The organism is Halomonas sp. BM-2019 (genome assembly GCF_017584085.1).
The window spans coordinates 1,088,319-1,099,615 of the sequence record NZ_CP071922.1; the positions used below are offsets into that span (position 1 = coordinate 1,088,319).

Sequence of the window (11,297 nt, forward strand, 5' to 3'; positions counted from 1 at the left end):
ACGGTAGCCAGTTGGTTCAAGGCCTGGGAAGCGGAGGGCGTGGATGGCCTCCGAGACAAGGCACGCAGCGGACGACCTCCAATCCTCGATGACCAGGACCATGAGCGCTTACAGAAACTGGTCAATGAACATCCTCATCAGATCAAGACCATTCGGGCTCGGCTGCACGAGGAAACCGGAGTTGAACCTGATCGAGATCCTCTGGCGCCAAGTCAAGTATGCCTGGTTGCCGCTGACGGCCTACGAAAGCTTTGCCACCTTGACCAGCGAGGTGGAACGGATCCTGTCAAACTACGGCGGCAAGGAGCATGCGATTACTTTTGCATAGGCACTTAGGCGCCATCGGAAGTGATAGGTGCCGGAAGGCTTGCGGACAGCGTAGGAAATCGCCATGGTGCCCCTCATGTGTACCAGTAGGGCTCACGGCGACGATAAGTTGTTGATGCTAGTGGCATGGTGCCGCAAAGAGGATTCGAACCTCCGACCTGCGCATTACGAATGCGCTGCTCTGCCAGCTGAGCTATTGCGGCACTGACAGAGATGGTAGCGCCGTGGGCTGGGGTTCGGCTAGTCCCCGGCGGGCTCGCGCAGCCGGGTGAGCCCCTCCTGGGCGGAGGAGGCCACCAGGCGTCCCTGGCGATCGTAGATGCCGCCGCGGGTGAAGCCGCGGGCGCCTCCGGTCCAGGGGCTGTCCATGTCGTAGAGCAGCCAGTCGTTGACCCGCACATCGTGGTGGAACCAGAGCGCATGATCCAGGCTGGCGATCTGCAGCTTCGGGTCGCGGAAATCGAGCCCGTGGGGGACCAGCGCGGTGGTCAGCAGGTTGAAGTCGGAGCTGTAGGCCAGCAGGTAGCGGTGCAGGGCGGGGTCGTCGGGTAGCTCGCCGGCCAGGCGGAACCATACCCGCTTGTGCGCCGCCTGGCCGGCCTCATGGGCCTCGGCGTCGAGCAGGAACTCGATGGGGTGGTTGGCGAAGCGCACCAGGCGGGCCCCCGCGTCGGTCAGCTGCTCCGGGGTGGCCACCCGGGGCATGTCGACCTGGTGGCTGAGCCCCGACTCTTCGCCGTGGAAGGAGGCGCTGCAGAAGAAGATCGGCCGGCCCTTCTGGATGGCGGTGACCCGACGGGTGGTGAAGCTGCCCCCGTCGCGCACCGCATCGACCTGATAGACTACCGGGCGGCGCGCGTCCCCCGGGCGCAGGAAGTAGCCGTGCAGCGAGTGGGCGCGTCGCGTCGGCTCGACGGTCTGGCTGGCCGCCGACAGCGCCTGGCCCAGCACCTGGCCGCCGAACAGCTGGGGCAGCCCGAGATCCTGGCTCGCGCCGCGGAACAGGGCCTCCTCCAGGGGTTCCAGGGCCAGCAGGCCCACCAGGTCGTCGAGGGCGTTGGACATGTGCGAGATCTCCGGGGCAGGGGGGGGGCGTCGGCCCCTCATACAGGTGTTTTATCCCAGTCTACATGGAGTCCAGGGCGTTGCGCAGCGATGAGTACTATATGCACCGGGCCCTGGATCAGGCCCGCGAGGGCCTGGCCGCCGGCGAGGTGCCGGTGGGCGCGGTGGTGGTGGATGCCAGCGGCGAGATCATCGGAGCGGGCTACAACGCCCCCGTCTCGGGCCATGACCCCAGTGCCCACGCCGAGATCCGCGCCCTGCGCGACGCCGGCGCGCGGCTCGGCAACTACCGCCTCGACGGCTGCAGCCTCTACGTGACCCTGGAACCCTGCCTGATGTGCACCGGCGCGATCATCCACGCCCGGCTGGCGCGGGTCGTGTATGGGGCCGCTGAGCCGCGCACCGGCATGGTGGAGTCGAAGGCCAACCTCTTCGCCCAGCCCTGGTACAACCATCGGGTCGAGGTGGTCGGCGGCGTGCTCGCCGCCCGCGCCGCGCGGCTGCTTCGGGCGTTCTTCGCCCCACGCCGTGGCGAGTGACGCCACCATCGGCTCAGGGCAGCGGCGCGACCGTCTGGAGCAGCCGCTCGTCCTCCGCGTCGGGCAGCCGGGCGTTGAGCAGGTAGAACTGCCGCTGATGGCGATCCACGTAGCTCAGTATCTCGTAATAGCGGCGGATGTTGCGCACATAGATCACCGGCTCGCCGCCGCGGGCATAGCCGTGGCGGGTCTGGCGATACCACTCCCGCTCCTGCAGCAGCGGCAGCGACTCGCGCACGTCGGCCCAGCGGTCCGGGTCGCCGCCGCGCTGCTCGGTGAGGCGCCGGGCGTCGTAGAGATGGCCGAGCCCCACGTTGTAGGCCGCCATGGCCATGAACAGGCGGTCCTCGCCATTGATCGACTCGGGCAGACGCTCCTTGAGCTGGCGCAGGTAGCGGGCGCCGCCGTGGATGCTCTGCACCGGATCCAGGCGGTCGCTCACCCCCAGGTCGCCGGCGGTGGGCAGGGTCAGCATCATCAGCCCGCGTACCCCGGTGGGGGAGGTCGCCTCCGGGTCCCAGTGGGACTCCTGGTAGCCCAGCGCGGCCAGCAGCTTCCAGTCGAAGCCGGTCCGGCGCGCCGCCTCCCGGAACAGCTCGGCGTAGTCCGGCAGGCGGGCCTGGACGTGCTGGATGAAGGTGCGCGCGCCCACGTACTCCAGGTAGTCGTCGTGGCCGAAGTAGCGCGCCACCAGGGCCTCGAGCTCCCCCTTGCCGTGCAGGGTCTCGAGGAAGCGGTTGGCCGCCTCCGCGAGCGCCAGGCCACCCTCGGCGGGAAAGGCCCAGGCCAGGGAGAGCGGGTCGCCGAGGGGGAAGCCGCGCTCCACGCCGGGGAAGGAGAGCCGGTTGAGCCGGAACTGGTGCTCGAAGATCACCGCGGCATCGAGGCGCCCGTCCTCGATCCAGCGCAACAGCTCGGCCACCTCCAGCTCGTCGCTCTCCTGCCAGCTGAGCGCGGGGCGGTCGGCCTGCAGTTCGCGTAGCACCCGGTCGGTGCCGGCGCCGGCCAGGGTGCCCAGGGAGAGCCCCGCCAGCCGGTCCAGGTCGGTCACCGGCGGCAGGCCGCGGCGGTAGACCAGCACCGGCTGCAGCGTGAGGATCGGTCGGCTGAAGATCACCCCCTCGGCCTCGGGCGTCAGCGGCAGGGCGGCGGCGCCCAGGTCGCCCTGCTCGCGCACCGCCTCGAGCACGCTGGCAGCGTGGTGGTCCGAGTTCAGCGCGAGGCTCACCCCCAGGTGGCCGGCGAAGCGGCGCGCCAGCTCGTACTCGAAGCCGGTAGGCCCTTCTCGGCCCTCGTAGTAGGCGGTGGGGGTGTTGCGTGTCTGCACCTGCAGGAACTCCTGGGCCAGGATCGCCTCCAGCTGCCGGGTGTCAGGCGCCCCCGGATGACCAGGCCAGAGCAGCAGTGCGGCGGCCAGCGCCAGGGCGCTCAGGGCAGGGCGGCGGCGCCAGCGGCGCAGGAGCGGGTCGAGCAGGATCACGGGCATGCGGGGAGCGGCTGGCGATGACGACCCTTCACCATAACCAGCCGCGGTGCGGCTGTCATCCGTGTGATTTCTCGCCGCGATTTCTTCCGCCCCGGGCTTTCCAGTATCATACGGGCTCTTCGCCGCTGGCCGCGGCCCCCTCCTAGATGATTTCCAGAGGCTCCAGGATATGCTCGAACTGCGCGGCGCCCCCGCCCTCTCCGCCTTCCGTCACGCCAAGCTGCTGGCCGCCCTGCGCGAGGCGGCGGCCGACGTCGAGTCGCTGCAGGCGCAGTACGTGCACTTCGTCGACCATGACGGCGAGCTATCCGGCGATGACCTGGCCGTGCTGGAGCAACTGCTCGACTATGGTTCCCAGGTTCAGGGCTCTCAAGTTCAGGGTTCCCACGTCACGGGGTCCCGGGACCGGTCCAGCCAGACGGTGGGGCGTGGCGAGGGGCAGCTGTTCCTGGTGGTGCCGCGCATCGGCACCCAGTCGCCCTGGTCCTCCAAGGCCACGGATATCGCCCACAGCTGCGGCCTGACCCAGGTGCGCCGCCTCGAGCGCGGCATCGCCTACCGGGTCAAGCTCAAGGGCATGCTCTCCGAGAAGGCCTTCGCGGCGATCCGCGCCACCCTCCACGACCGCATGACCGAGACAGTGCTGGCCGACGCCAGTGATGCGGCGCAGCTCTTCGCCCACCACGAACCGGCGCCCCTGGGGAGCGTGGACCTCCTCGCGGGTGGTCGCGAGGCACTGGTGGCGGCCAACGTCGCCCTCGGCCTGGCGCTGGCCGAGGACGAGATCGACTACCTGGTGGGCGCCTTCCAGGAGCTGGGCCGCAACCCCACCGACGTCGAGCTGATGATGTTCGCCCAGGCGAACTCCGAGCACTGCCGCCACAAGATCTTCAACGCCGACTGGGTGATCGACGGCGAGGCCCAGACGCACTCGCTGTTCAAGATGATCAAGAACACCTACCAGGCCTCCCCGGGGAACATCCTCTCCGCCTACAGCGACAACGCCGCGGTGATCAAGGGCACCACGGCGCCGCGCTTCTTCCCGGCACCGCTGACCGGCCAGGCGGGCGAGCGCGCCGTCTATGCCAGCGTCGAGGAGCCGATCCAGATCCTGATGAAGGTGGAGACCCACAACCACCCCACGGCGATCGCCCCGCACCCGGGGGCGGCCACCGGCGCCGGCGGCGAGATCCGCGACGAGGGCGCCACCGGCATCGGCGGCAAGCCCAAGGCGGGCCTGACCGGCTTCACCGTCTCCAACCTGCGCATCCCCGAGTTCGTGCAGCCCTGGGAGGCCTTCGACTACGGCAAGCCCGAGCGCATCGTCTCGGCCCTCGAGATCATGCTGGAGGGGCCCATCGGCGGGGCGGCCTTCAACAACGAGTTCGGCCGGCCCAACCTCGCCGGCTACTTCCGCACCTACGAGCAGGACGCCCTGGGGGTGAACGGCATCGAGCGCCGCGGCTTCCACAAGCCGATCATGATCGCCGGCGGCTACGGCAATATCCGCGACGGCCACGTGCAGAAGGGCGAGATCCCGGTGGGCGGCAAGCTGATCGTGATGGGCGGCCCCGCCATGCTGATCGGCCTGGGCGGCGGCGCGGCCTCCTCCATGGCCTCCGGCGCCTCCAGCGCCGACCTGGACTTCGCCTCGGTGCAGCGCGGCAACCCCGAGATCGAGCGCCGCGCCCAGGAGGTGATCGACCGCTGCTGGGCCCTGGGCGAGGCCAACCCCATTCGCTTCTTCCACGACGTGGGCGCCGGCGGGCTCTCCAACGCCCTGCCGGAGCTGGTCAAGGACGGCGAGCGCGGCGGCCTGTTCGACCTGCGCGCGGTGCCCAACGCCGAGCCGGGCATGAGCCCGCTGGAGATCTGGTGCAACGAGGCCCAGGAGCGCTACGTGCTGGCGGTGGCGCCGGAGGACCTCGACACCTTCGACGCCCTCTGCCGCCGCGAGCGCTGTCCCTACGCCGTGGTGGGCGAGGCCACCGAGGCGCACCACCTGGCGGTGCGCGACGGCCACTTCGATAGCAAGCCCGTCGATCTGCCGATGAGCGTGCTGTTCGGCAAGCCGCCGAAGATGACCCGCGAATTCGAGCGCCGGCGCACCGAGCTGTCCGGCGTGATGCTCGACAACCTCGACCTGCGCGAGGCCATGGACCGGGTGCTGCGCCTGCCCACCGTGGCCTCCAAGGGCTTTTTGATCACCATCGGCGACCGCTCCATCACCGGCCAGGTGGCCCGCGACCAGATGGTCGGTCCCTGGCAGGTGCCGGTGGCCGACGTGGCCGTGACCACGGCGAGCTTCGATACCCACGCCGGCGAGGCCATGGCCATGGGCGAGCGCCCGCCGGTGGCGCTGATCGACCCGGCCGCCAGCGCGCGTCTGGCGGTGGCCGAGGCGATCACCAACCTGGCCGCCGCCCCCATCGAGAAGATCCAGGACATCAAGCTCTCCGCCAACTGGATGAGCGCCGCCGACCACCCCGGCGAGAACCAGGCGCTCTATGACGCCGTGCACGCCGTGGGCATGGAACTCTGTCCGGCGCTTGGCATCGCCATCCCGGTGGGCAAGGACTCCATGTCCATGCGCACCGCCTGGCAGGAGGAGAACAGGCAGGGAGAGGGGGAAGAGAAGCGTGTCACCTCGCCGCTGTCGCTGATCGTCACCGGCTTCGCCCCGGTCACCGATGCGCTGACGACCCTCACCCCCCAGATCAACCTGGAGCAGGACGAGTCCGACCTGCTGCTGATCGACCTGGGCGGTGGCAAGAACCGCCTGGGCGGCTCGGCCCTGGCCCAGGTCTACGGCCAGGTGGGCAGCGAGTGCCCGGATCTCGACGACCCGGAGGACCTCAAGGCCTTCTTCGCGGTGATCCAGGGGCTCAACGCCGAGGGCAAGCTGCTCGCCTACCACGACCGCAGCGACGGCGGCCTGCTGGTGACCCTGCTGGAGATGGCCTTCGCCGCCCACGCCGGCCTAGAGATCAAGCTCGACTGGCTGATCGACGAGCCCGCCGAGGCGGTCGACGCCCTGTTTGCCGAGGAGCTCGGCGCGGTGATCCAGGTCAACCGCCAGCACACCGAGGCGGTGCTGGCCCAGTTCGCCGCCGCCGGCCTCGAGACCTGCGGCGTCATCGCCCGGCCCCGCTACGACGACCAGGTGCGAGTGACCCTCTTCGAGGAGCCGCTGCTCGAGACCACCCGGCTGCTGGCCCAGCGCACCTGGTCGGAGACCAGCTACCGGATGCAGGCCCTGCGCGACAACCCGGCGTGCGCCAAGAGCGAGTTCGACGGCTTGCTCGACGACCGTGACCCGGGCCTCTCCGCCACCCCGAGCTTCGACGTGGACGAGGATATCGCCGCGCCCTACCTCCGGGCTCCCCATGTCAACGCCGCGCGTCCCGCGGTGGCGGTGCTGCGCGAGCAGGGGGTCAACGGCCAGGTGGAGATGGCCTGGGCCTTCGACCGCGCCGGCTTCGAGGCGGTGGACGTGCATATGAGCGACATTCTCGAGGGGCGCATCGACCTCGAGGCGTTCAAGGGGCTGGTGGCCTGCGGCGGCTTCTCCTACGGCGACGTGCTGGGCGCCGGTGGCGGCTGGGCCAAGTCGGTGCTCTTCAACGAGCGCGCCCGTGAGCAGTTCGCGGCCTTCTTCCAGCGCGACGACAGCTTCTCCCTGGGGGTGTGCAACGGCTGCCAGATGCTGGCCCAGCTCAAGGAGCTGATTCCCGGCGCCGAGGCCTGGCCGCGCTTCATGCGCAACGAGTCCGAGCAGTTCGAGGCCCGGGTGGCCATGGTGCAGGTGGAGGAGAGCCCCTCCATCCTGCTGGCCGGCATGGCGGGCTCGCGCCTGCCCATCGCCGTGGCCCATGGCGAGGGTCGCGCCGAGTTCCCCGACAGCGCCCGCCTGCGCAAGATCCAGGGCAGCGGCCAGGTGGTCCTGCGCTACGTGGACCACTACGGCCAGGTGACTACCCGCTACCCGGCCAACCCCAACGGCTCGCCCTCCGGGATCACCGGCCTGACTACCCCGGACGGCCGGGCCACCATCATGATGCCGCACCCGGAGCGGGTGGTGCGGGCGGTGACCAACTCCTGGCGTCCCGCCGAATGGACCCGGGACGGCGCCTGGCTGCGCCTGTTCCGCAACGCCCGGGTCTGGGTCGACTGAGGGACTTCCGGGTTCATCGAGGCGGCCTGCGGGTCGCCTTTTTCGGCTCTGCTCATAAATTTGGAAAATATTTCCGAATATATCTTGCCGCCGTCGCCGCGCCCGGCTATAAGGGCGCTCTGGGCGCCGGCAATGGGGTCGGCGCCCCGAACCGGGAGAGTGCAGAGGTGCATGAGGGGCTGAGTCTGCTCTATGTGGGCGCGGTACTGGTGCTCAACGGCCTGTGGCTGCAGGGCCGCATCGAGGATCGCGAGATCCAGGTGATCAACTTCTTCGCCGGCGGGGTCAGCCTGGCGGTGGCGGCCCATGCCGCCTTCGGCCCCGGAGCCGACGCCGCCAGCGTGCGCACGGCGGCCATGACGCTGCTCTTCGCCTTCACCTACCTGTGGGTGGCCATCAATCGCCGCAACGGCAGCTCCGGCCATGGCCTCGGCTACTTCTGCCTCTTCGTGGCGCTCACCGCCCTGCCCACCGGGCTGCTGCAGCTGGCGGTGGCCGAGGGCGTGTGGGGCTGGTGGTCCGCCCTCAACTGGCTGGCCTGGGCCGGGCTCTGGTTCGGCTTCTACCAGATGCTCTGCCACCGCCCGCGGCTCCAGCCGCTGATGGCCCGCACCGCCCTGGCCCAGGGGCTGGTGACCGCCTGGGTACCGGGGTATCTGCTGCTGCAGGGGCTGCTGGCCTAAAGCCGCCGTTGGAAAGCGGCGCCCGCCCCGGTCGCGCTCGACCCATCCGCCACCGTGAGGGGGCGGCTGAGCGCCTCGTCACCCCGGGCGATAGCCTCTAAGATGACGGCCTGTCCCTTCGCCCGTGATCCATGCCATGCCGTCATCCACCGCCACCCCCATCGCCTCGCCCCCGGCGCTGCGCCCCTATCAGCAGGAGGCGGTGCGCCGGGTGATCGAGCACTTTCGCGGCTCGGACGACCCCGCCGTGGTGGTGCTGCCCACCGGCAGCGGCAAGTCGCTGGTGATCGCCGAGCTGGCGCGTCTGGCCCGCGGGCGGGTGCTGGTGCTGGCCCATGTGCGCGAGCTGGTCGAGCAGAACCACGCCAAGTACGCGGCCTACGGCCTCTCGGCGGATATCTTCAGCGCGGGCCTGGGGCGCAAGGAGAGCGGCCGCCAGGTGGTCTTCGGCTCGGTGCAGTCAGTGGTGCGGGGCCTGGCGCGCTTCGACGATGGTGATTTCACCCTGCTGGTGATCGACGAGTGCCACCGGGTCTCACCCGCCGAGGACGCCGGCTATCGCCGGGTGATCGAGCGGCTGCGCCGGGCCAACCCGCGGCTCAAGGTGCTGGGGCTGACCGCCACCCCCTACCGGCTCGGCCAGGGCTTCATCTACCACCGCCACCATCACGGTATGGTGCGCGGCGAGGCCGACTGCTTCTTTCAGGCCTGCGTCTTCGAGCAGCCCCTGCGCCTGATGGTGAAGCAGGGCTACCTGGCCGAGCCGACGCACATCGATGCTGCCGTCGAAGGCTATGACTTCTCGGCGCTCACACCGGGTGCGGGCGGGCTCTTCCGGGAGGAAGAGCTCAACCGGGTGGCGGCGGGCCATCGCGCCACCCCGGGGATCATCGCCGAGGTGATCGAGCGCGCCCGCGACCGCCAGGGGGTGATGCTCTTCGCGGCAAGCGTGGCCCACGCCGAGGAGATCCTCGGCTACCTGCCGGCGAGCGAGGCCGCCCTGGTCACCGGCGAGACCCCCATAGCCGAGCGCGAGCGGCTCATCGCCGCCTTCAAGGCCCGCGAACTCAAGTACCTGGTCAACGTGGCGGTGCTCACCACCGGCTTCGATGCGCCCCACGTGGACCTGATCGCCATCCTGCGCCCTACCGAATCGGTGAGCCTCTACCAGCAGATCGTCGGCCGCGGCCTGCGCCTCTCGCCCGGCAAGCGCGACTGCCTGATCCTCGACTACGCCGGCAACCCCTGGGACCTCTATGCGCCGGAGGTGGGCGCGCCTAAGCCCGCCTCCGACAGCGAGCCGGTGCAGGTGGCGTGCCCCGCCTGCGGCCACGCCAACCTCTTCTGGGGGAAACGCGACGGCGAGCTGGTGACCGAGCACTTCGGCCGGCGTTGTCAGGGGCTTGTTGAAAGCGCCCGAAGCCGCGCTCAAAGCGAAAAATCAACGTCGACGACGCCGGCGATGGCGCAGTGCACATTTCGCTTTCGCTTCAAGGTGTGCGGCGACTGCGGCGCCGAGAACGATATCGCCGCCCGGCGCTGCCACGGCTGCGATGTCCTGCTGGTGGATGCCGACGACAAGCTGAAGGAAGCCTTGCGTCTGCGCGATGCCCGGGTGCTGCGGGTGGCCGGCATGCAGCTCGAGGCGACCGTCAACGGTCGCGGCATGGCGCGGCTCAAGGTGACCTACCACGATGAGGAGGGCACGACGCTGGCCGAGTGGTTCGCCCTGGAGACGCCGGCCCAGCGCGGCGCCTTCGCCGCGGTCTTCCTGCGTGACCACCTGCGCGCGCCGGGGGTGCCCTTTCACCCGACCACGGCGGAGGAGGTGGTCGCCGAGCAGCGTCGGCTGCGCCACCCCGACTTCGTGGTGGGCCGCAAGGTGGGCCGCCACTGGCAGGTGCGCGAGAAACTCTTCGACTACGTCGGGCGCTATCGCAAGGCAGCGGCGGCGGAGTAGCGGACGCCGATGCTGTCTCCCGCGGCTCACCCTTGCTAGACTGGCCCGTTGATCCCGCGTCCCCGGAGAGGCACGCCGCGTGAGCGTCACCGCCGATACTGCAAGCCCCGAGCCGAGTGCCGTTGCCGCCGAACGGGCCGAGGTGCTTGGGCGGCTGTTCGACGAGCCCATCACCCAGCTGCCGGAGGATCTCTATATCCCGCCGGAGGCGCTGCGGGTCTTCCTCGAGGCCTTCGAGGGGCCGCTGGACCTGCTGCTCTACCTGATTCGCCGCCAGAACCTGGATATCCTGGCCATCGACGTGGCCGCCATCACCCGCCAGTACATCGAGTACGTGGAGCTGATGAAGGCCATGGAGATCGAGCTGGCCGGCGAGTACCTGCTGATGGCGGCGATGCTCGCCGAGATCAAGTCGCGCACCCTGCTGCCGCGCCCGCCAAGGGAGGGGGGCGATGGTGAGGAGGAGGATCCGCGGGCGGAGCTGATTCGGCGTCTGCAGGAGTACGAGCGGCTCAAGCATGCCGCCGAGGCGCTGGCCGAGCTGCCGCGGCTGGGGCGCGACTGGTTCCCGGCGCGGGCGCTGCTGCCGCCGCTGGAGTCGCGGGTGATCCATCCGGAGGTGGAGCTCGGCGAGCTGCTCGGTGCCCTGGCCGGCATCCTGCGCCGCGCCGAGCTGGCCCAGTCCCACCAGATCAGCCGCGAGGTGCTCTCGACCCGGGAGCGCATGCTGGCCATCATGGAGCGGCTCGGCGACGGTCACTTCACCCCCTTCGAGGCGCTCTTTACCCTGGAGGAAGGACGGGCGGGGGTGATCGTCACTTTCATGGCGATCCTCGAGCTCGCCAAGGAGGCGATGATCGAGATCGTGCAGAATGCCCCGCTGTCGCCGATCCACGTGCGCGCCCGCACCCCGGTGGAGGCGGATGAGGCCGGCGATCTGGATGACCTGGAGGTCGAGGGCGAGAGCGCCTTCGCGGACGATGACGCGGGAGGGCGGCCATGACCGCCATGGAATATCCCGAGGCGCTGGACGAGATCCTCGAGGCGGCGCTGCTGGCCGCCG

Annotated in this window: 8 protein-coding genes and 1 tRNA gene; 6 read left to right on the plus strand and 3 right to left on the minus strand. The window is 69.9% G+C overall.

Going from position 1 to position 11,297, the window contains the following annotated elements; genetic code table 11:
- The first annotated feature begins 181 nt into the window (after positions 1 to 181).
- A complete protein-coding gene (locus tag J5F18_RS05530) occupies positions 182 to 328 on the plus strand; it encodes a hypothetical protein (protein ID WP_346301325.1) in 147 nt (48 codons plus the stop codon).
- Between the two features lie 126 nt (positions 329 to 454).
- Here the strand turns inward: J5F18_RS05530 and J5F18_RS05535 are convergent.
- Together J5F18_RS05535 and J5F18_RS05540 are read right to left on the minus strand one after the other, a co-directional pair.
- Positions 455 to 530: transfer RNA gene (locus J5F18_RS05535), tRNA-Thr, on the minus strand.
- A gap of 37 nt (positions 531 to 567) precedes the next feature.
- Complete coding sequence (locus tag J5F18_RS05540; protein WP_346301326.1) at positions 568 to 1,392, minus strand: acyl-CoA thioesterase II; 825 nt, start codon at positions 1,390 to 1,392, stop codon at positions 568 to 570.
- Positions 1,393 to 1,472: 80 nt separating this feature from the next.
- On the opposite strand from J5F18_RS05540, the gene tadA reads away from it, so the two are divergent.
- On the plus strand, positions 1,473 to 1,931 hold the full coding sequence (gene tadA, locus J5F18_RS05545; RefSeq protein WP_346301327.1) for a tRNA adenosine(34) deaminase TadA: 459 nt from the start codon (positions 1,473 to 1,475) through the stop codon (positions 1,929 to 1,931).
- Positions 1,932 to 1,944: 13 nt separating this feature from the next.
- Here the strand turns inward: tadA and mltF are convergent, their stop codons facing one another.
- A complete protein-coding gene (gene mltF, locus J5F18_RS05550; protein ID WP_346301328.1) occupies positions 1,945 to 3,417 on the minus strand; it encodes a membrane-bound lytic murein transglycosylase MltF in 1,473 nt (490 codons plus the stop codon).
- Between the two features lie 169 nt (positions 3,418 to 3,586).
- On the opposite strand from mltF, the gene purL reads away from it, so the two are divergent.
- The 4 genes from purL to J5F18_RS05570 all read left to right on the plus strand — a co-directional run bounded on the left by purL (position 3,587) and on the right by J5F18_RS05570 (position 11,237).
- Positions 3,587 to 7,591 carry a phosphoribosylformylglycinamidine synthase gene (gene purL / locus J5F18_RS05555; protein ID WP_346301329.1) on the plus strand — a complete coding sequence of 1,335 codons (4,005 nt, stop codon included), beginning with the start codon at positions 3,587 to 3,589 and terminating at the stop codon, positions 7,589 to 7,591.
- A 167-nt stretch (positions 7,592 to 7,758) separates the two neighbouring features.
- Positions 7,759 to 8,274: an AmiS/UreI family transporter gene (locus J5F18_RS05560; RefSeq protein WP_346301330.1), complete on the plus strand. Its 516-nt coding sequence runs from the start codon at positions 7,759 to 7,761 to the stop codon at positions 8,272 to 8,274.
- Between the two features lie 136 nt (positions 8,275 to 8,410).
- Entirely contained in the window at positions 8,411 to 10,234 is a 1,824-nt protein-coding gene (locus J5F18_RS05565) for a DEAD/DEAH box helicase (protein WP_346301331.1), read from the plus strand.
- A 142-nt stretch (positions 10,235 to 10,376) separates the two neighbouring features.
- Positions 10,377 to 11,237 carry a ScpA family protein gene (locus J5F18_RS05570; protein WP_346302177.1) on the plus strand — a complete coding sequence of 287 codons (861 nt, stop codon included), beginning with the start codon at positions 10,377 to 10,379 and terminating at the stop codon, positions 11,235 to 11,237.
- Positions 11,238 to 11,297 lie beyond the last annotated feature (60 nt).

What these genes read in the sequence shown, in the direction of transcription:
- J5F18_RS05540 (WP_346301326.1), bottom strand. Translation starts at nt 1,392, where the DNA reads ATGTCCAACGCCCTCGACGACCTGGTGGGCCTGCTGGCCCTGGAACCC.
- mltF (WP_346301328.1), bottom strand. Translation starts at nt 3,417, where the DNA reads ATGCCCGTGATCCTGCTCGACCCGCTCCTGCGCCGCTGGCGCCGCCGC.
- purL (WP_346301329.1), top strand. Translation starts at nt 3,587, where the DNA reads ATGCTCGAACTGCGCGGCGCCCCCGCCCTCTCCGCCTTCCGTCACGCC.
- J5F18_RS05565 (WP_346301331.1), top strand. Translation starts at nt 8,411, where the DNA reads ATGCCGTCATCCACCGCCACCCCCATCGCCTCGCCCCCGGCGCTGCGC.